Raw genomic sequence first — 20,623 nt, 5'->3', positions numbered from 1 at the left:
ACTCGCTGACGGCCCGGGTCAGCGATGCCGCCGGCAACATCGCGACCAGCGGCGCCGTGGTCTATTCTGTCGGCGTGCCCGGCGCCATTCTGGGCGACGCTGGCGACAACACCCTGACAGGGACCGCCGGGAACGATGCATTCCAAGGCTTCGGCGGTAATGACACATTCAACGGTTTGTCGGGCGTTGATCGCGCGGTCTATGTCGACGCGACCGGGGGCATCACCGCCGATCTGACGGCAGGAACTGTGACGGGTCCGGGGGTTGGCACCGACATTCTGGTCGGTATCGAAGCCATCCAGGGCAGCAACTTTGCCGATCACTACTCCGCGGTCGGTTTCAGCGGCAATTCCGGGGTGCCTGGCACGCCAATTGGCTTGAACAGCTTCGAAGGCATGGGGGGGACGACATCATCGCCGGCACGGTCAATCCTTCCGGAGAGATTGTGACCCGCATTTCCTATGTCAGTGCCACAGCGGCAGTGGTCGTTGATTTTGCCGCGGGAACAGCGAACGGCGATGCATCAGTCGGCAACGACACCTTCACCAATGTCAATTCGGTCATTGGGTCAGCATTTGGAGACACGCTGAGGGGCAGCGACAATCGGAACGGCACGTTCGAGCAATATGACGCTCGTGCCGGCAACGATCTGATCGATGGCCGCGGCGGCTACGATTTTGCCGTCTACAACAACGACGCAACCACCACCACGGGCATAACCGTCAATCTTGCGGCCGGTACCGTCACTGGCGACGCGACGATCGGGACCGATACGCTGCGTTCGGTGGAAGGCGTCCGCGGCACCATCTTCGCCGATACTTACGATGCCACTGGTTTCAGCGGCACCAGCACCAATGCCGGATCGAGCGGCACCTTCAACAATTTCGAAGGCGTGGGCGGCAACGATAACATCATCGGCAACGGCAACACCCGACTCCAATATACGCAATCAACCGCCGGGGTGACTGTCGATTTTCTCGCGGGCACTGCAACCGGCGATGCCTCCGTGGGTACCGATACGTTCACCGGCGTCAACGCCGTCATAGGCTCGATGTTTGCCGACACATTTTCGGGAAGCGGCGCCAATGAGAACTTCATGGGTCTTGCCGGCGATGATTTCATCGACGGAAAGGGCGGCTTCGACACGGCGCAATATGCCAACCTAACCTTCACGACGGGTGGGATTAGCGTTCACCTTGCAGCTGGAACAGTAACCGGCGATGCCTCGAGCGGCACCGACACTTTGCGTTCAATCGAAGGCATTCAGGGCACTAATTTTACCGACACATATGACGCGACTAATTTTGGCGTCACCGGCGTTATCGATCTCGCGACCGGCCTTCCCTATGCCAATGTCGGCAACAATGGCAGCTTGAATCAATTCGAGGGAATGGGCGGTAACGACATCATCACCGGTAATGGCAACACCCGTCTGATCTACGCCAATGCGACCGGTCCCGTGACGATCACCTTTAGCCTTAATAGCTGGACCAGCACCACCAGCGGCGCGTCGGGGACCGTTACGGGCGATGGGTCCGTAGGGACCGATACCTTCTCTGGTGTCGGCTCGGTGTCGGGGTCGTCATTTGCCGACACCATCACCGGCTCGAACAATCCAAACAACACCTCGGAGGAATTTGCCGGTCGCGGCGGCAATGACTTCATCGACGGTAAAACTGGTTTCGACAGGGCTTTCTACAACAACGATGGTTCGGCGTCGGGTATTCAAGTCGATATGGCTTCGGGCGTGGTAACCGGCGACGCTGCTATCGGAACGGACACCCTCCGATCCATCGAAGCGATCCGCGGAACCAGCTTCGCCGACACTTTTGTCGCGACCAATTTCGGCGTCTCCGGCGCAAATGTCGGCGACTTCGGTATCCTCAACGAGTTTGAGGGAATTGCCGGCAATGACACGATCACCGGCAACGGCAATACCCGCATCGCATACTACAATGCTCTCGATGGAGTGACCGTCGATCTCGCGGCCAGCAACTCCCACGGGACTGCCTCCGGCGACCTCGCAGGTGTCGGGACAGACACGTTCACCGGCGTGAATGCCGTCCGCGGTTCATCTTTCGCTGACGTCATTCTCGGCGATGCCAACGCCAATGCCCTCGACGGCAGGGACGGCAATGATCGGATCGACAGCCGCGGTGGCACCGATACCCTAACCGGCGGGAACGGGGCCGACACCTTTGTCTACGCCGACGGTGACGGGGCAGACACCATCACGGACTTCAACCGTACCCAAGGCGACACGATCGACCTGACAGGGTTGTCAGGCTTCTTCACGCTCGCAGATGTTCAAGCAAGGGCAACGGTGAGCGGCAGCAACACCATCATCGATGTCGGAAGCGGAAATACTCTGACGCTGACAGGTGTAACAAGTCTCCAACAGACCGACTTCATCTTTCCCAACGCCACCAACGGCACCACGGGCTCGGATGTGCTGCTCGGAACGAGCCAAGCGGATGAAATTTTCGGGCTTGCGGGAAATGATCGGCTTCAGGGATTCGGCGGCAACGATCTGCTCGATGGCGGGACCGATTTCGACCGCGCGGTCTATACCGATGCCACGGGCGGGATTTCCGTGAACCTTGCGGCCGGAACGGCATCCGGGCCGGGAGTGGGTACCGATACGCTCGTTGCGATCGAAAGCGTGGTCGGCAGTGATTTTGCGGACATATTTAATGCGACCGGTTTCGCCGGGGTCACCGGTACGCCCGGTACGCCGATCGGGTTCAACGAGTTCGAGGGCCGCGCTGGCAACGACACCATTCTGAGTGACGTGAATCCTTTGGGCGCGGCTCTGACGCGGGTTTCCTACCTAAGCGCCACTGCCAGCGTGACTGTCGACGTCGCTGCCGGAACGGCGGATGGAGATGGGTCCGTTGGTCACGACACGTTTGTTGGCTCCGGAATTCTTGCAGTCTGGGGCTCTTCGTTCGCCGATACCCTTTTCGGAAGCAACAATGGATTCGGTACGATCGAGGTATTTGCCGGGTTCGCTGGCAACGACGTGATCGACGGGCGTGGCGGCTTCGACCGCGTCGACTACAATAACGATCCGACCACCACGTCAGGTACCACTGTCAATCTCGCGGCAGGCACCCTGACGGGGGATGCCACGGTTGGTTCTGATACACTTGTGTCGATCGAAGCGGTGCGTGGCACCAATTTTGCCGATACCTACAACGCCGTTGGATTTGGCAGCACCAGCACGAACTCCGGCTCGCTCGGGACCTTCAATGAGTTCACCGGCGAAGGCGGCAACGATATCATCACCGGAAACGGCAACACGCGCATCGGATTCAACAATGCGACTGCAGGCGTCGCGGTGGACATAGCAGCCGGCACGGCTACCGGGGACGTCTCGGTCGGAAGCGATACGTTCACTGGCGTCAATGCCGTGATGGGCACGATGTTCGCCGATTCCTTGTCGGGAAGCGGCATCAACGAGATATTTAACGGGCTTGGCGGCAACGACACGGTCGACGGTCGCGGCGGCTTCGATACCGCAAGCTACAACAACATCTATCTTTCGACCGGCAGCGTCACCATTGACATGGCGTCCGGCACGGCCACGGGCGACTCCTCGATCGGTACGGACACGCTGCGTTCGATCGAAGCCATCCAGGGAACCGTCCTTGCCGACACCTATGTGGCAATGGGATACGGCCTCGCAGGCGCACTTAACGTCGGTAACAACGGCAGCTTCAACCAGTTCGAGGGACTTGGTGGTGACGATGCCATTACCGGCAACGGCAACACGCGTTTAATCTACACCAATGCAACCGGTCCCGTGACGATCACTTTTGGCCTCAATAGCTGGACCAGCACCACCAGCGGTGCGTCGGGTACCGCAACCGGCGATGCGTCGGTAGGCACCGACAGCTTCTCGGGCGTTAGTTCGGTGTCAGGGTCGTCATTCGCCGATACCATCACCGGCTCCAACAATCCCAATGGTACAGCTGAAGATTTTGCCGGTCGCGGCGGCAATGACTTCATCGACGGTAAAACTGGCTTCGACCGGGCGTTCTACAACAACGACGGTTCCGCGGCAGGTATTCAAGTCGATATGGGTTCGGGCGTTGTGACCGGCGACGCTTCGATCGGAACAGACACTCTTCGATCGATTGAGGCGATTCGCGGGACTAACTTCGACGATATTTTCATCGCAACCAACTTTGGCACCTCAGGTGCAAATGCCGGCGATTTCGGTACGCTCAACGAGTTCGAGGGAATGGACGGCAATGACACCGTTACCGGCAACGGCAATACTCGCATTGCATTCTACAATGCTCTGGATGGGGTGACTGTCGATCTAGCCGCCGGCAACTCCCATGGAACGGCCTCCGGTGACCTCGCAGGCACCGGGACAGATACCTTCACCGGCGTGAATGCCGTCCGTGGGTCATCCTTCGCTGACTTCATTTTTGGCGATGCGGGCAACAACACGTTGGACGGCCAAGCAGGAAATGACGTGATCCAGGGCCGAGGAGGTGCCGACACGTTGATAGGAGGTGCGGGAAGCGACCAATTCGTATTCGTAGCGGTTTCCGATTCCACCGTTGCAAACCACGACACGATCGGTGATTTCGTTCACGGTACAGACATCATCGACACCTCCGCGATCTCAGGGGTGACGAGTGTACAAGGGTTGCTAAGCGGGAGCGCCCAAGTCGCAGCGCACAGTATCGGGTGGATTCAGAGCGGCGCGAATACGATTGTCTACGTCAACAGCTCGGCCACTGCGCAGAGCGAAGGGGCGGCGGATATGGAAATTGTCTTGACCAATGTAAATGCGAATATACTGTCCAGTCAGGATTTTCTCCTCCACATCTAACGGTCAACGCTCAGGGGAGAACATCAGGGACGGAAAGGCCGACCTGCTGGATTTTTGCCAGACGAGGCGAAGGCAATACGGCTGGCTCATCGTGCCTTGGAGCTGGACCCTTGGTTCGGACGCGCTGCAGCTCTCGTTTGCCGAGCGCGTTGTTAGGTCGGCTTCTTGGGGCACACCGGACGACGTCGAGTTGGACGCAACCAACGCTTTTGACCCTCAGTGTCCTAAGTGCAGCAGCTCCAGGTTCTACGCCGTCCTCCGGTCCAATTGCGTCACATTGGCGCCGCTCAGGAATAAGGCCCAATCTTTCATTAGCGCCCGGCGCTTTTCCAGCTTTTGACCTCGTTGATAGGCTGCGGTGGTCTCGCTCTTGTATTTGTGAGCTAATGCAGCTTCGCGTACGCCATCCGGATAGTCGGTGCATTCCTCAGCCCAAGTTGCGAAGGTCGACCGAAATCCGTGCACCGTTACATGTCCATAGCCGAGACGTTCAAGTACCGCGAGCATCGCGTTTTCGGAGAATGCGCCGCCTTCCGGATTGGTGAAGATGAGTTCGCCTTGGCGGCCGTCGCGTATCTCGTCGAGGACCGCCAACGCGGGATCCGTTAAAGGGACGTAGTGGTCCTGGTCCATCTTCATTCTCTCACCGGGGATTTTCCAAGTCGAGCTTGGCCGATCGATCTCAGACCACAGCCCTTCGACGGCCTGGTTCGTCCGGCAAGCCGTGAAGATTAGGAAGCGGAGCATGGCTGCGGCTGTCCCGGGCGCACCGGCAAGCAGCTTCATGAACGCCGGCGCCTCGGTGTACGGCAAGGCGGGGTGATGGCGGACGACCCGCTTAGGGCGCTTTGGTAGCTTTTCGCGCAACTGCCTCGTAAGCTCGGCCGGATTTCGGAAGTCTGGATCGTCGATATCAACGTTCTTTGCAATGATCGTTTCGATCCGGCCGCGAACGCGGTTCGCAGTCTCACGCTTCTCCACCCAGATCGGCTGCAACAGATCGTGGATGTGGCTTGGCTTGATCTCGGGGATCGTCAGCTTGCCGATTATGGGATAGGCGTAGCGCTTGAGAGAGGCTGGCCACTGATCGCGATGCTTCTCGCTCCACATCGACCAGTTCGTCCGAATGTAGGCTTCCGCACATTCCTCGAACGTCGACAATACCACTTTAGCTTCGGCGGCTTTCGTCTCCTCGCGTTCCTTTCGCCTCTCCTGAACAATGTCAACGCCGGCCGTGCTGCGGTCGCCTTTCACGCGCAGCCGGGCTGCGTCCCGAGCGAGCCGCGCATCCTTTAGCGACACATCCTTGAAGGAGCCGAGCCCGTGCCAGCGCTCCTTGCCGTCTTTCCAATATCGGTAGGACCAGCTCTTCGATGTCGGTCCGTTGACGATCAAGTAGAGACCTTCGCCGTCCGCATATTTGCCGGGCTTGTTTTGGCGCTCTACGTCAAGTGGTTTCAGCCTTCCAGCCATTGTTCCCCCGAGAAAACCGTCCTCCGAACCCACGGTCTAAAGCTACGGTCAGTATCCCGATTAGGGAGAACACCGACGAACTGCGAAGTACAGGTCTTCGGCGCAAGTTACTGATTTTGCTGTGGACTTCGAACGACTGCGAACAGTGGAGAACAATATACTGGCGGAAGGGGTGGGATTCGAACCCACGGTACCCTTGCGGGCACGCCGGTTTTCAAGACCGGTGCCTTAAACCACTCGGCCACCCTTCCTGAGCCTGGAATGGCTGTCGCTTAACCCAGTCGCCCGCCCAAGGCAACGCGAAGTTGGCCTGCCCTCGCCTCCGGCCTGTTGTCAGGCAAGCGTCAGCCTGTTCGCTTAGGCTGTGCCTTCGCAAATCCGCAGACACTGGCGACATCTCCCAGGGCGTCGCTGGTTGCGAGGCCCGGCCGGATTGGTCTCCATACCCGGGCCTCGTTTTGCGCTTCGCCAAAAGCAAACGGCGCCCCGTGGGGAGCGCCGGTCGAAGACGGTTCTCTTGCGCGGGCGTCAGTAGCCGCAGGATGCGCAGTTCATCTGCACCGGGGCGTAATAGGAATAACCGGGCGAGACCATCTCGACGCGCTGGCGGGTGGCGTATTGCGGCGGGATGCGCTCGTACTGGACGCCCGGCGGCGCCACCATCACGGTCTGCGGCACCATCACGGTGCGATACTGCGCCGGCGTGCGATGCGCGACGACGGAGCCAGGCGAGACCATCACGGTCTCGTCGACGGTGCGGTATTGCGGCGGCACGTATTGCTGCTGATAGCAGGTCGTGCACGGCGGAGGCGTGTAGCAATTGTAGCAGCCGGCGGAGGCTGCGCCCGTCATGGAAATCGCGGCGACGGCCGTGGAGAAGACAACGGCGAGAGTACGAGACATTGCGGTGGTGCCCCAGTTGCCCGAAATGGATTTGCGAAGGTGGGCGCGAGTATACGCCGCAAAATCCAGGGCTGCTGAAGTTCATCAAGGCATCCTTAATGCGAATGGCACGCTTTCGCCGGACGTTCAGAACTCATTGACCATCGCGCGACGGGCAGACGAAACGGCGCTTTCAGAACGGGCAAAGGCGATCCCGGATCGGCATCGCAGAGCGCGCCGATCGCATCGGGCCGAATGACGGCTCGCCCGTCCGCGTTGCTCTGGGATCACACCCGCCGAAAATCCGTCAATCCGCGCGGCTGATGACCGCATCTTGTGCATCTATCTCGCCCAGGTTGTGGCCCAACCGGCTGACCCACGCCGTCAGATCTGACATGATCCGCCGCAAGGAATCATCGGCCGGCAGCTTAAGATTGCTTAGCTGTCGGCAGGGGTGGCGGATGCATCTTTGGTCAGTGTCGCGGCGCGACCGGCGCGCCTTGGGCGGCAAGCTCTCATTCGGTAACAGGTCTTCCTTGCTTGCGGTCTTCGCGGCCGCATCCATCGCAATCGTCGCCGGGCATCCCGGCAGCGCCCTCGCCGCCTGCGCCGTCACGGCGAGTCCCAACACGGTCACCTGCAACAGCACGGTCACCACAAACACGGTCAATACGGACGCGGCCAGCGCGTCATCGACCGATCGGACGCAAGCCTTCAGCACGGGGTCGGTGAGCGCCACCATCAATGCCGGCCAGACGGTCAGTGGCTACGGGCTCGCCGTCGCCGCGAGCGGTGGCGACGTCACCGTCGACAACAACGGCGCCCTGACCACCAGTCAGCCGGCGAGTGCGCTGGCCGTCAGCACCAGCGCGGGAAATATCACCTATTCCGGCAACGGCAGCGCCAGCAACCTGGCTGGCAATTCGCCCGGTCTCAATCTGCTCGCCTCCGGCAGCATCACCATCGGGACCAGCGGAACACCCGTGACGCCGAACTTCCAGGGATCCATCGGCATTTTTGCAAACGCCTCCACTGGCTCGGCGAACGTCGTGCTGAACGGCGGCTCGCTGACAACGCTGTCGGCCGCCGGCAGTGGTGCCTCGATCACCGGCCGGGACGTCTCGGTTGCACTGACCGGCAACGGCACCATCATCAACGCGAGCGGCGCGACCGCATCCCGAGGCCTCGCCACCTTCGCGACCGGCGCACTGAGCGTCAATTCGGATGCCACGATCGGCGGCGCCAGCGCCGCGACCTCGTTCCAGACCGGCATCCTGGCCGACGCCCTCCTCGCCACGGGGAACGGCGATGTTGCTGTCGGCCAGACGGGTGGTACCATCTTCGCGACGAGTTCCGGCATCCTCGCGCGCATCGGCGCCGCCGGATCGGGATCCGTTGCGGTGAGCACGACATCCAGCAGCGCGATCACGCTGACCGACATTGCGGCCACCGGCATCCAGGCCCTTACCGGCGGCACCGGTGCCGTGACGGTGCAGCAGGCGGGTGCGATCACCGGAGGCGACATCGGCATCAATGCGGTGATCTCCAACGCCGCAAATTCCCGCGATATCACCATCACCAGCAGCGGCACCATCGATGTCCTGTCGACGGGCATCAACGCAGCCACGGCGGGAAGCGGCAACATCAACATCACCACGTCCGGCAACATCCAAGGACCCTTCGGCGGCGGCATCATCGCCAATGCCGTCGATGGCCGCATCACCGTCAACGTGAATGCCGGCACCGTCCTCGGCAGCGCCGGCGGCTTCACCACCCCGGGCATCGGCGCGACTGCATCCGGCAGCGGCGGCGCGACCATCAACATCGCCGCGGGCGCGACCGTCGCCGCATCCCAGTTCATCGGCATCACGGTCAACGGCACGAACAACATCATCAACAATTTCGGCACCATCAGTGGGGCCGGAGGTGTCCGTGCCTTCGGCGCCACGACCATCGTCAATGCCGGCACGATCGCGGCGTTTTTCGAGGCGGTGCGGTTCGACAACGCCGGAAGCACGCTGGAGATGCAGGGCCCCGGCGCCACGCTCACTGGCTTGGTCGTCGGCAGCGGCGCCGATACGATCCGCTTCTCCGGCACGGGGGCGAACACGTTCAATGCGAGCCAGATCGACACCGGCTGGGGGCTGATCGACAAGACAGGCGCCTCGAACTGGGCGCTCACGGGAGCGTCGACGACGACCGCATTCGTGACGATCAATGGCGGCACCTTGTCGGTGAACGGCGACATGACCTCGACCGGCGGCTTCACGGTGAATGCCGGCGGCACGCTCGGCGGCACCGGCATGGTGTCGTCGACCATCATCAACGCCGGCGGCTCGCTCGCGCCAGGCAACTCGATCGGCACGATGACGGTGAGTGGCAATCTCACCTTCACCGGTGGCAGCAATTACGTCGTCGAGGTCTCGCCGGCCACGGCGGACCGCACCAACGTGACCGGTAACGCGACCCTCGCCGGCACGCTGCGCGCCATCGGCAGCGGCGGGGCCTATACGGCGGGCACTCATTACACCGTGCTCAACGCCGCGGGCACACTCGGCGGGACCTTCGGAGCGCTGACCGTTTCGGGCAATTTCGGGGCCACGCGGCCGCATATCGAGTACGACGCGAATAACGTCTATCTCGTGCTCGACCAGGCGCTCGTCTCGCCGTTCCTGGTCAACGGCACCCGCAACCAGATCGCGACCGCAGGCGCGGTCGATTCCGCCTTTCTCGGCGGCAGCAGCGCATTCTCGGCGCTGATCGGATTGACTTCGCCGCAACTCAACGCCGCGCTGGATCAATTGTCGGGCGAGGTGCACGCCTCCACGGTCGGGACTCTGGCGAACGACAGCCTGGCAATGCGCGGCGCGATCTTCGGCCGCTTGCGGCAGGCCTCGTATGGCGGTGACATGGACTCCGTGGCCGCGTTCTCGCTTGGCGGCCCCCAGACCGCGTTCGCCGCCTACGCCATGGAGACCGCCCTCGCCTACGGCAAATCGCCTGTGGCGACCAAAGCGCCGATGGCGCCGCCGCGACCGATCTCCGACACCGTGTTCTGGGCTCAGGGCCTGGGCGCGTGGGGCACGTTCAGCGGCGACGGCAATGCAACCGGCGTGCGGCGCGATCTCGCCGGCTTCATCACGGGCTTCGATACGCGCGTCGGCGGCGCCGGCCGTCTCGGCCTGGCCGCAGGCTATACCGGCACCAAGAACTTGCTCGACGGTCGCGGCTCTTCGAACGTCGATACCGCCCACATCGCCGGCTATGGCGGCTGGCGCTTCGGCAACATCAATCTGCGGGCGGGCGGCGCCTATGCATTCCACAAGATCGATACCGATCGGATGGTGAACATCGTCGGCTTGGCCGATCGCCTGACCTCGCGGACTGACGGCAGCACCGGGCAGATCTTCGGCGAGCTCGGCTACGGCGTCGCATTCGGCAAGGTGGCGTTTGAGCCCTTCGCTGGGGCCGCGTGGGTGCGCGTGCATACCGATGCGACCGCCGAGCTCGGCGGTCCGGCGGCACTGAACGTTGCGGCGCAGACCTTCGAAACCGGCTATGCGACGCTCGGCGCGCGCGCCGCCACTTTCGTGCCACTGGCGCTCGACATGACGCTGATCCCGAGGGCGACCGTCGCCTGGCAGCATGCCTTCAACAACGTGACCCCGGCTGCCGTGATGGCGTTCCAGGTCGCGCCGGCATCGTTCACGATCGCCGGTGCGCCGATCGCGCGCGACTCGCTGCTCACCGAAGCGGGCTTCGATCTTTCGTTCGGCCGACACATCACGGTCGGCCTCTCCTATGTGGGCCAGATCGGCAACACCGTCACCGATCACGCTGCCAAGGGCAAATTCTCCTGGGCGTTCTAGCCTACTTCGCGCGCCGCTGGTGCTGAGCGCGGCCTAGCCTGCAGCGCCGTCGCGACGGCCTTCGACAGTCGAGCTTCAACGCCTCGCTGCTCTTTCCAGGAACTCCAGCAGCGAGGGATCGGTCTCCTCGAGCTCGACGAAGCGGCGGCGCAGCTCATCGGCGATTTCGGCGGTGGCATCCCGCGACCATCCCTCCGCGGTATTGAAGGCCACGATCCGTGTGGGATGGAGATACTGCCCCTCGGCGAGATGCCTGAGCAGGGTCGCGCGATTGGCGTCCTCCTCGGCCGTCTCACACCAGGCCCGGCCCAGCCGGCGGCCGAAGTCATCGAGCACGAGATAGACGTCCCGGTCTGTCGTGATTTGCGGCACGAGTGAGGGAGAATGACTCATGGCTAACTCCGCTACTGGAAATCCGGACTTGTGCGGACGGATCTCGATACGGCGACCGCCTCGGCCGAATTCGGAAAAAGGGATTTCGACGATTTTTCACAATGGCATAATTAAATAGCAAATAAAAATAAAATTAATAGAAATTAAATAGCGAAATGTGGACAAATGCACTAAGTTGATGGTGCCTGGCGGGCGAGCCCGCACGTCGGGTGCCCACTGCGCAAACGGCTCCCGCTCCCCACCCAACCAGCCCACGCCCCCCGGGGAGGCGGGGGCCGTTCTTTCCGAATCTCCGTTTCGGCTTCGCGTTTCCTGCAACGGCGCATGCGCGTGCTCGCGCGGAGCCGCGCGTCGTTCCGAAGATCGTCGATCCAGCCTTTTGGTGCCGATCAGGCGCTTACTTGCCGCGCCGCTTCACCTCGCGCACCGCGCCGCGCGCGGCGCTGGTGGTGAGCGCGGCGTAGGCCTGCAGCGCGGTGGAGACGTTGCGCTTGCGGTTGGCCGGCTGCCAGGCGGCATCGCCCTTCGCCTCCTCCGCAGCGTGGCGCTTGCCGAGCTCCTCGTCGGAGACCTCGAGGCTGATGCTGCGGTTCGGGATGTCGATGGCGATGATGTCCCCTGTGCGCACGAGACCGATGTTGCCGCCTTCGGCCGCTTCCGGCGACAGATGGCCGATCGACAAACCCGAGGAACCGCCGGAGAAGCGGCCGTCGGTGACGAGCGCGCAGGCTTTGCCGAGGCCCATCGATTTCAGATAGCTGGTCGGATACAGCATCTCCTGCATGCCGGGGCCGCCGCGCGGGCCCTCATAGCGCACCACGACGACCTCGCCGGCGACGACCTTGCCGCCCAGAATGCCTTCGACCGCCGCGTCCTGGCTTTCGAACACGCGCGCGGGGCCGGAGAATTTCAGGATCGAGGCATCGACGCCGGCGGTCTTCACGATGCAGCCGTCCTGCGCGAGGTTGCCGTAGAGCACGGCGAGACCGCCGTCCTTGCTGAAGGCGTGTTCGAGGTCGCGCACGACGCCCTTCTCGCGATCGGCATCGAGCTCGTCGTAGCGGCGCTCCTGGCTGAAGGCGACTTGCGTCGGGATGCCGCCGGGCGAGGCGCGATAGAAAGTGCGCACCGTCTCGCTCTTGGTGCGCTTGATGTCCCAGCGCTCCAGCGCCTCGTTCATGGTCGGCGCGTGCACGGTCGTAACAGAGGTGTCGATCAGGCCGGCGCGATCGAGCTCGCCGAGAATTCCCATGATGCCGCCGGCGCGGTGCACGTCCTCGACATGCACGTCGGCGACGGAGGGTGCGACCTTGCAGAGCACGGGCACGCGGCGCGACAGCCGGTCGATGTCGCGCATGGTGAACTCGACCTGCCCTTCATGGGCGGCGGCAAGCAGATGCAGCACGGTGTTGGTCGAGCCGCCCATGGCGATGTCGAGCGTCATCGCGTTCTCGAACGCCCTAGAGTTCGCGATGTTGCGCGGGAGCACGGATGCATCGTCCTGCTCGTAATAGCGGCGGACCAGATCGACGATGGTGTGGCCGGCCTCGACGAACAGGCGCTTGCGGTCGGCATGGGTTGCGACCACCGAGCCATTGCCGGGCAGCGCGAGGCCGAGCGCCTCGGTCAGGCAGTTCATGGAATTGGCGGTGAACATGCCCGAGCAGGAGCCGCAGGTCGGGCATGCCGAGCGCTCGATCACCTTGACGTCGTCGTCGCTGACGTTGCTATCGGCCGCCGCCACCATGGCGTCGATGAGGTCGACGGCCTTGGTCTTGCCGGCCAGCTTGACCTTGCCGGCCTCCATCGGCCCGCCCGAGACGAACACGGCGGGAATGTTGAGCCTGAGCGCTGCCATCAGCATGCCGGGCGTGATCTTGTCGCAATTGGAAATGCAGACGAGGCCGTCGGCGCAATGCGCGTTCGCCATGTACTCGACGCTGTCGGCGATCAGTTCGCGCGACGGCAGGCTGTAGAGCATGCCGTCATGGCCCATCGCGATGCCGTCATCGACCGCGATGGTGTTGAACTCCTTGGCGACGCCGCCGGCCTGCTCGATCTCGCGGGCCACCAGCTGGCCGAGGTCCTTGAGGTGGACGTGGCCGGGCACGAATTGGGTGAAGGAATTGACCACCGCGATGATCGGCTTGCCGAAATCGGCGTCCTTCATGCCGGTCGCGCGCCAGAGGCCGCGGGCGCCCGCCATGTTGCGGCCGTGGGTGGTGGTGCGGGAGCGATAGGCTGGCATGGCGGTTTCCGTCCTCGGGTTTGCGGGCCGGGCGGGAAAATGTGGAGCCGCCTCAGGCCTTTCCGGCCGGATAGCGCACGGACCCGGCGGGCGCAACGGGAACTTGGGGCGGACAGGGCTCCCCTGCTCCCCGCGCGGGGGCTCGCACGTGCCCCGCAGGCAGTGCAGCGTCAGCGAAGCATCGTCCCGCGCGACGATGCGCTGCAGAGTCGGGGCCCATGTGGCCTGCTGGGTCCCGGCTCGCGCTTCGCGCGTCCGGGACACGAGATATGAGCCCCTATTGCAGCGTCGGATCCAGCCGGTCGCGCAACCAGTCGCCGATCACGGAGACGGCCAGCGTGGTCACCACGATGGTCGTCGCCGGTGCCAGCATGATCCAGGGCGCACGGGTCAGATATTCGCGGCCGTAGCCGACCATGTTGCCGAGGCTGGTCATCGGCGGCTGCACGCCGAGGCCGAGGAAGGACAGGCCGGATTCCATCAGGATCACCTCGGGGAAGACCAGCGTCGTCGAGACGATCAAGGTCGAGGCGATGTTGGGCAGGATGTGCCGGAGATAGATCCGCGACGGCGTTGCCCCTAACTGGCGGACCGCGGCGGCGTAGCCTTGCGCGTTGGCGGAGATGGCAAGGCCGCGCGCAATGCGCGCATAGCGTTCCCAGCCGAACAGGCCCATCAGGCCGATCAAGAGCGGCAGCGAATTGCCGAAGAAGGCGAGCACGGCCAGCGCCATGATCAGGAAGGGCATGCTGGCCTGGAAGTCGGACAGCATGAGCACGAGCTGCTCGACGGCCCCACGAAAATGCGCGGCGAGGAAGCCGAGCGTGGTGCCGACCACGGCCGAGATCGCGGTGGCGCCGAAGGCGATCAGCAGCGAGATGCGGATGGAAACGAGCAACCGCGACAGCACGTCCCGGCCGAGCTCGTCGGTGCCGAGCCAGTGCGCGGCGTTGCCGGGCGTGGCGAGCCGGTTGCGCAGGTCGAGCTGGGTGAAGCCGTAAGGCGCGATCTTCTCCGCGAAGGCCGCGATCAGCAGCATCGCGACGATCCAGCTGACCGCCAGCGCAACCGAGACCGGAATCGCCGGCAGGCTGATGCGGCGGCGGACAGACGTTTCCTTCAGCGTCGCGTCGGTCATGCATGGGCTCCCTTGCTGCGCAGGCGAGGATCGAGGAAGCCGTAGAGGAAGTCGACGACCAGGTTGGACGTCACCATGGTCATCGCAACCAGCAGCAGGATGCATTGCACGACCGCGAGGTCGCGGTTGGCAACCGCAACGACGAGCAGGCGCCCTACTCCCGGCCAGGCGAACACGCTCTCGACCACCACCGCACCGGCGATCAGCGTACCCACCATGAAGCCGAGAATGGTCACGGTCGGGATCGCCGCGTTCGGCAACGCATGCGAGGTCACCACCTTGCGCCAGGGCACGCCTTTTGCGTAGGCGGTGCGGATATAGGGCTGGCCCAGCACCTCCAGCATGGCGCTGCGGGTGAAGCGCGCCAGCACCGCGGCGCCGCCGAGGCTGAGCGTTGCGATCGGCAGGATGGCGTGGCGCCAGCTGTCCTGTCCGCCCGAAGGCAGCCAGCCGAGCTGCACGGCGAAGACGAGCACCAGCAGCAGCGCCAGCACGAAGCTTGGGACTGTGAAGCCGGCGACCGCCGTCATCATCACGGCGCGGTCGATCCCCGAGCCCCGATGCAGCGCCGCGTAGATCCCGGCGGGAATGCCGAGCGCCACCTTGAAAAAGAACGCCGGCAGCGTCAGCGCCAGCGTCGCCGGGATGCGCTCCAGCACCAGCTCGATCGCGGGCCGGCCATCGCGCATGGAGCGGCCGAGCTCGCCCTTGGCGATGGCGCCGAAATAGTCGAAATATTGGGCCCAGATCGGATCATCGAGGCCCCATGCCTTACGGAATGCCGCGAGCACCTCCGGCGGCGCCTCCGGTCCCAGGATCATCAGCGCGGGATCGCCCGACAGCCGCAACACGATGAAGGCGAAGGTGACGACGAGCACGATCGTGAGCGCGGCACGTCCGATCCGAATGGCGAAATAACGTCCCATCACGCGGCGTCCCGTGTCGCAGCGCCGGTGACGAGATGGCAGGCGACCTGCCTGTCGCCGCCGACGGCGGACAGCGCCGGCACCTCGCTCGCACAGCGTGCGATCGCCCGCGGGCAGCGCGGATGGAAGGCGCAGCCCGTGGGGCGCGCGGCCGGGTTCGGCGGATCGCCCGCCAGAACGATGCGGCCCGCGCTGCGGCGGCCCGGTGCTGGCGAGGCCGAGACCAGCGCCTGGGTGTAGGGATGCTCGGGCCGCGCGAACAGATCGTCGGCGCTGCCGATCTCGACGATGCGGCCGAGATACATCACGGCGACGACATTGCTGATCTGCCGGACCACGCGCAGATCGTGGCTGATGAACAGCAGCGTCAGCGACAGCTGCGCCTGGAGATCGCAGAGCAGGTTCACCACCTGCGCCTGGATCGAGACGTCGAGCGCGCTGACCGGCTCGTCGCAAACCAGGAAATCCGGCTTCGTGGCGAGCGCCCGGGCCAGCACGATGCGCTGCCGCTGGCCGCCGGAGAGCGCGCCGGGATAACGCGCGCCATGTGCCGGCGTGAGCTCGACGGCGCGCAGCAGCTCGCGGACGCGCTCCTCGCGCATCGCGGGCGTGCCGAGGCCGTGAATGTCGAGCGGCTCGCGGATCTGCGTTGCGACCGGCAGCCGCCGGTCGAGCGCGCCGAGCGGATCCTGGAAGATCATCTGCATCCGCGCGCGCTGCGCACGCCACGCCGTCGTCCCAGGCGCGGCCATCGGCTTGCCGTCGAACCGCACCTCGCCGCTGTCGGGCGGCTCGAGGCCGAGCACGATGCGGCCCGTGGTGGATTTTCCTGAACCGGATTCGCCGACGAGACCCAGCGTCTGGCCTCTGGCAATCCTCAGCGACACGCCGTCGACGGCATGCACGGCCGCAGCTCGCCCGAACATTCCGGATCGCATCGCATAGGTGCGCGAGATCGCGGAGACCTCGACGAGCGGCGGGCTCATTCGGCGGCAATCCCGAGCAGCGCGCGGCGGGAGGCCTCGGCGCGGATGCAGGCGACGCTGCGATCATCGGCGATCGGCGCCAGGCTCGGCGCCGCAAGGCCGCATGATTCCGCGACCAGCGCGCAACGCGGCGCGAAGGCGCAGCCGCCGGGCATGTGCGCGGGATCAGGCACGGTGCCGGGGATGGCGGTGAGGCGCCGCCGCGGACCATCGAGCGGCGGCAGCGCGCCGATCAACCCTTGCGCATAGGGATGCACGGGATCGGCGAACAGCTGGTTGCTCGGGGCCTGCTCGACGATGCGGCCGGCATACATCACCGCGACACGGTCGCAATTCTCCGCGACGACGCCGAGGTCGTGGCTGATCAGCACCATCGCCATGCCGAGCTCGCGGCGGACCGTGGAGAGCAGCTCCAGGATCTGCGCCTGAATGGTGGCATCGAGCGCGGTGGTCGGCTCGTCCGCGATCAGGAGATCGGGATTGCCGGCCAACGCCATCGCAATCATGATGCGCTGGACCTGGCCGCCCGAGAATTCATGCGGATAGGCCTCCAGCCGCCGGCCAGCGTCGGGAATGCCGACGAGGTCGAGCAGCCGCCGCGCTTCCCCCTTCACGGCGTTGCCGGAGAGATTGCGATGAAGCGCCAGCGCTTCGCAGAGCTGCTTGCGGATGGTCAGCACCGGGTTGAGCGCGCTCGCCGGATCCTGGAAGATCATGGCGATGCGCCCGCCCCTGACCTGGTCGAGCTCTGTGGCCGGTGCGCCCAGCAGTTCGCGCCGGTCGAGCCGCACCGAGCCCGAGACTTGCGCATGCCTGGGCAACAGGCCGAGCGCGGCCAGCCACGTCACCGACTTGCCGGAGCCGGACTCGCCGACGAGGCCGATGGCCTCGCCCTTTTGCAAGGTAATATCGACGCCGCGCAGGACCGGCACGCCATTGAAGGCGACGCGCAAGTCCTCGATGCTGACCAGCGGCTTCACCTTTAGACCTCGAAATTGCCGGCGCGGAAATCCATTGCGAAGGCGGGCGCCGCCTTCCACTTGATCGATTTCGGCTTGGCCGTGAAGGTCGCATTCTGGTGCAGCACCGTGTAGGCGGGATCTTCGCGCTCGGCTATCTCCAGCATGCGGCGGAACGCCTTCTTGCGTGCCGCGCGGTCGGTTGACGTCTCCAGGAATTCGGAGAGCGTGTTCAGCTCGACATTGGTCCACTCGCCGATCTGCTGCTGCTGGCCGTTCGGCCCGTGCTGGGCGACCAGCGAGGACACCGGATCGTTGAACGCGGCCGAGTTCGACCAGTCGCGCACTGCGCGGGTCGGTGCGCGCTCCATGATCTGCGACCAGTTCTCCTTGGTCTCAATCTGCACGTTGAGGCCGACCGACTTCCACATCTCGACCAGGATCTGCGCGGTCGCGACCTGGTTGGTGTAGTAATTGTTGAGCAGACGATACGGGATCGGGTCGCCCTTGTAATTGGCCTGCTTGAGCAGATCCTGCGCCAGCTTGGGATCATAGGCCGGCACGCTCCAGTCGGCGTTGAACATGTCGCCGTAGAATTCCCATTGCAGGCCCTTCGGCACGCGGGTGCGGCCGGCCCACAGGCTGTCGACAATCGCCTGGCGGTCGATCGCATGGGTGAAGGCGCGCCTGACCAGCGGATTGGCGAGCACGGCATGGTTCTTGTCGAACACGGTGAGGCGGTGATTTTGAATCGTGCCGCCTTGCACCTCAAACGCGGAATTCTTCTCGATGCCGGCGATCTGGTCCGGCGGGATGTCGCAGGCGAACTGGTATTCGCCCGAGAGCAGCCCGTTGATGCGGCTTGCGACTTCGGGCACTTCGAGGAAACGGATGCGCTTGAGCGGCGGCCGGCCGCCCCAATATTCGTCGTGGGCTTCCAGCGTCAGCGAGACGTCGGGCTTGAGCTCGACGACCTTGTAGGGGCCGGTCGTCACCGGCTTGCGGGCCCAGTCGAGATAGCTCGCCGCCTCTTCCCAGGCGCGGCGGTTCATGATGTCCGAGCCGTAGCGCGAGAGCCGGCCCTCGATGGTGACGTCGGGCGTCGCGTTGTAGAAGCGCACCGTGTACTTGTCGACGGCATCGACGCGCACCAGGTCCGGCCAGATGCGGCGTGCGACCGCGGGGACGTCCGGCGGCAACTCCTTGCCCGGGCGCGGCGTCGGGATCTTCTCGAAGGCCTTGATGGTGGAACGGTTCTTGGCCTCGGTCTCGCCGAACATGCGCTCGCGGCTGAAGGTGAACACGACGTCTTCTGCCGTCAGCTCGTCACCGTTGTGGAACTTGACGCCCTGGCGCAGCTTCACCTCGACCGTCTGGTCGTCGATGCGGCGCCATTCGGTGGCAAGGCCCGGCACGGCTTCAAGCTTGCCGCGCCAGTTCTTCGAGATTAGGCCTTCCCAGATCGAGGAGAAGAACACGCGCTCGCCGACATTGGACTGCTCGCGCAGCACGTCGAGCACGTTGGCGTTGGTGACCTTCTGCACCGCGATCGTCACTGATGGACGGTTGTCGGCTTGCGCGATGGCAAAGCGCGGCAGCAGCAAGGTGCCTGCGGCGGCGCCGCCGGATTTCAGGATGGTGCGACGGGTGAGCTTGCTCATGAGGATGACCCCTGCCCTTTGGTGATATCTGTTATTCGGCGAGACCGAGCGCGGCGAGATGCGCCGCGCCCTTGCGGACGTCGTCGTGATTGCGGAGTTCGAGGATCAGCCGTGGATTCGAAGTCAGCCGGCCAAGTGCGCGAAACACGGCCACTCAGGGAATGTTGCCTTCGCCCGGCGCCCAGTGCCGGTCGGCAAAGCCGTCGGTGTCCTGCAGGTGCACATGCGTCAGCATGTCGCCGGCGGTCTCGACGTAATAATCGACCGGCGGCGCGCCGGTGGAGATGTGGGCATAGTTGGCGTGTCCGGTGTCGAGCGAGACCCGGACCTTGCTGCTTTCCAGCGCCTTGGCGAGCCGCACGCGGTCGCGCGGGTCCTTGTCCTCGATGTTCTCGATGACGATCTCGCAGCCGATCGTCTCGGCACGCGCGATCACCTCGGCTAGCGTCGCCTTGACGCGCTCGACGATATTGGCGCGGTTGTCCGGATAGAGATCGAGATTGTTGTGATCCCAGGTCGTGAACGGCGAATGGATCACCATCTGCGTCGCGCCGAGGAACTCGGCGGCCTCTAGGCCCTCCAGCAGGCGCTTGGTCACGGCTTGGCGGATCATCGGATCATGGCTGTCGATCTTGAAACCCCAGAACGGACCATGGATGCCGAGCCGGCCGGTGTGACCGGAAAGCATCTGCTTGATCTCGCCGGCGGTTGCGCGCCAGTCGCTATCGAGCAGATCGGCGCGGAAGAAGTCCTGGATTTCCAGATCGCGCTGCTTTTCGAGAAGCCAGTCGCGATGCGCAGGGATCGATTTGATGGACAATGCGGCGCCCAGCACCGGCTTCGACATGGCATGCTCCTTCGTCGTCAGCGATGACGGAGAGCAGCGCTAGACCAGTTCAATGACAGGCCGGTGAAATCCGTCTTCGGCAGCGCGGACGAGATGTGGACATCTCCTGCCCGCGCGCGTTGCGAGTGAGGCAGCGGCGATCGCTGCGAGAGATGCCGAACGGGCACATGGCAAGCGCTATCGTGTCCGTAGTGATCCGGAATGGAATCCTAGCCGACCTTCGCGTACATCGCGGGACATCGATCGGCGGCCACTTTCACGGGCATCACCCTCTGATCGCGCTACATGGGGTTGGGGGACCACATGGGGCGGGGGATTGAAGGCTGGGGCAAGGTGACGAGGTCCGGACTCCTAGGCACTCCGGACCTCGAAACTTTTTAGATTGAACGCAG

The 20,623-nt window shown here is 64.1% G+C and carries 12 protein-coding genes, 1 tRNA gene and 2 pseudogenes; 3 read left to right on the top strand and 12 right to left on the bottom strand.

Translation table 11 applies throughout. From position 1 onward, the window contains the following. Both XI05_RS00170 and XI05_RS00165 read left to right on the top strand, forming a co-directional pair. Window positions 1–449 (top strand): annotated as a pseudogene (locus XI05_RS00170) (hypothetical protein); the annotation flags it as partial. Continuing rightward, window positions 446–4,849 carry a beta strand repeat-containing protein gene (locus tag XI05_RS00165; protein WP_271497709.1) on the top strand — a complete coding sequence of 1,468 codons (4,404 nt, stop codon included), beginning with the start codon at window positions 446–448 and terminating at the stop codon, window positions 4,847–4,849. The pseudogene XI05_RS00170 and the gene XI05_RS00165, both read left to right, overlap by 4 nt. 246 nt (window positions 4,850–5,095) lie before the next feature. Here the strand turns inward: XI05_RS00165 and XI05_RS00160 are convergent, their stop codons facing one another. The 4 genes from XI05_RS00160 to XI05_RS00145 form a co-directional block, all read right to left on the bottom strand. Then, window positions 5,096–6,322: a tyrosine-type recombinase/integrase gene (locus XI05_RS00160; protein WP_271497706.1), complete on the bottom strand. Its 1,227-nt coding sequence runs from the start codon at window positions 6,320–6,322 to the stop codon at window positions 5,096–5,098. Between the two features lie 161 nt (window positions 6,323–6,483). Further along, window positions 6,484–6,573: transfer RNA gene (locus tag XI05_RS00155), tRNA-Ser, on the bottom strand. Window positions 6,574–6,850: 277 nt separating this feature from the next. Then, window positions 6,851–7,174, bottom strand: coding sequence for a hypothetical protein (locus XI05_RS00150; protein ID WP_172788970.1), 324 nt, complete (start codon window positions 7,172–7,174; stop codon window positions 6,851–6,853). Between the two features lie 337 nt (window positions 7,175–7,511). Continuing rightward, window positions 7,512–7,946: a hypothetical protein gene (locus tag XI05_RS00145; RefSeq protein WP_271497704.1), complete on the bottom strand. Its 435-nt coding sequence runs from the start codon at window positions 7,944–7,946 to the stop codon at window positions 7,512–7,514. Between XI05_RS00145 and XI05_RS00140 the strand changes: the two genes are divergently transcribed. Further along, complete coding sequence (locus XI05_RS00140) at window positions 7,933–11,073, top strand: autotransporter outer membrane beta-barrel domain-containing protein (protein WP_271497702.1); 3,141 nt, start codon at window positions 7,933–7,935, stop codon at window positions 11,071–11,073. The two genes, XI05_RS00145 and XI05_RS00140, sit on opposite strands and share 14 nt — an antisense overlap. A 75-nt stretch (window positions 11,074–11,148) precedes the next feature. Here the strand turns inward: XI05_RS00140 and XI05_RS00135 are convergent, their stop codons facing one another. From XI05_RS00135 to XI05_RS00100, 8 genes and pseudogenes are all read right to left on the bottom strand, one after another. Next, the gene (locus XI05_RS00135) at window positions 11,149–11,466 is read right to left on the bottom strand and encodes a hypothetical protein (protein ID WP_172788926.1); all 318 of its coding nucleotides are present in this window, start codon (window positions 11,464–11,466) and stop codon (window positions 11,149–11,151) included. A gap of 397 nt (window positions 11,467–11,863) precedes the next feature. After that, window positions 11,864–13,714, bottom strand: a complete 1,851-nt coding sequence (gene ilvD, locus XI05_RS00130) for a dihydroxy-acid dehydratase (protein WP_271497699.1) — start codon at window positions 13,712–13,714, stop codon at window positions 11,864–11,866. A 277-nt stretch (window positions 13,715–13,991) separates the two neighbouring features. Beyond that, window positions 13,992–14,852, bottom strand: a complete 861-nt coding sequence (locus XI05_RS00125; RefSeq protein ID WP_271497695.1) for an ABC transporter permease — start codon at window positions 14,850–14,852, stop codon at window positions 13,992–13,994. Further along, window positions 14,849–15,778: an ABC transporter permease gene (locus XI05_RS00120; RefSeq protein ID WP_271497692.1), complete on the bottom strand. Its 930-nt coding sequence runs from the start codon at window positions 15,776–15,778 to the stop codon at window positions 14,849–14,851. The genes XI05_RS00125 and XI05_RS00120 overlap by 4 nt, the downstream gene beginning before the upstream one ends. Then, window positions 15,778–16,764 carry an ABC transporter ATP-binding protein gene (locus XI05_RS00115; protein WP_271497689.1) on the bottom strand — a complete coding sequence of 329 codons (987 nt, stop codon included), beginning with the start codon at window positions 16,762–16,764 and terminating at the stop codon, window positions 15,778–15,780. The genes XI05_RS00120 and XI05_RS00115 overlap by 1 nt, the downstream gene beginning before the upstream one ends. Further along, a complete protein-coding gene (locus tag XI05_RS00110; protein WP_271497686.1) occupies window positions 16,761–17,744 on the bottom strand; it encodes an ABC transporter ATP-binding protein in 984 nt (327 codons plus the stop codon). Before XI05_RS00110 ends, XI05_RS00115 begins: the two co-directional genes overlap by 4 nt. A gap of 2 nt (window positions 17,745–17,746) precedes the next feature. After that, window positions 17,747–19,384 carry an ABC transporter substrate-binding protein gene (locus XI05_RS00105; RefSeq protein WP_271497683.1) on the bottom strand — a complete coding sequence of 546 codons (1,638 nt, stop codon included), beginning with the start codon at window positions 19,382–19,384 and terminating at the stop codon, window positions 17,747–17,749. Window positions 19,385–19,415: 31 nt separating this feature from the next. Beyond that, a pseudogene (locus XI05_RS00100) lies at window positions 19,416–20,231 on the bottom strand (sugar phosphate isomerase/epimerase family protein). Window positions 20,232–20,623 lie beyond the last annotated feature (392 nt).

This window comes from Bradyrhizobium sp. CCBAU 11357 (assembly GCF_028128865.1).
Taxonomy (GTDB): Bacteria; Pseudomonadota; Alphaproteobacteria; order Rhizobiales; family Xanthobacteraceae; genus Bradyrhizobium.
Note: the sequence above shows the minus strand (reverse complement) of the source record. Positions and strands in the feature narration are given on the sequence as shown.

What these genes read in the sequence shown, in the direction of transcription:
- XI05_RS00145 (WP_271497704.1), bottom strand. Translation starts at nt 7,946, where the DNA reads ATGGTGGCGCTCACCGACCCCGTGCTGAAGGCTTGCGTCCGATCGGTC.
- XI05_RS00105 (WP_271497683.1), bottom strand. Translation starts at nt 19,384, where the DNA reads ATGAGCAAGCTCACCCGTCGCACCATCCTGAAATCCGGCGGCGCCGCC.
- XI05_RS00150 (WP_172788970.1), bottom strand. Translation starts at nt 7,174, where the DNA reads ATGACGGGCGCAGCCTCCGCCGGCTGCTACAATTGCTACACGCCTCCG.
- XI05_RS00135 (WP_172788926.1), bottom strand. Translation starts at nt 11,466, where the DNA reads ATGAGTCATTCTCCCTCACTCGTGCCGCAAATCACGACAGACCGGGAC.
- XI05_RS00120 (WP_271497692.1), bottom strand. Translation starts at nt 15,778, where the DNA reads ATGGGACGTTATTTCGCCATTCGGATCGGACGTGCCGCGCTCACGATC.
- XI05_RS00160 (WP_271497706.1), bottom strand. Translation starts at nt 6,322, where the DNA reads ATGGCTGGAAGGCTGAAACCACTTGACGTAGAGCGCCAAAACAAGCCC.
- XI05_RS00115 (WP_271497689.1), bottom strand. Translation starts at nt 16,764, where the DNA reads ATGAGCCCGCCGCTCGTCGAGGTCTCCGCGATCTCGCGCACCTATGCG.
- ilvD (WP_271497699.1), bottom strand. Translation starts at nt 13,714, where the DNA reads ATGCCAGCCTATCGCTCCCGCACCACCACCCACGGCCGCAACATGGCG.
- XI05_RS00125 (WP_271497695.1), bottom strand. Translation starts at nt 14,852, where the DNA reads ATGACCGACGCGACGCTGAAGGAAACGTCTGTCCGCCGCCGCATCAGC.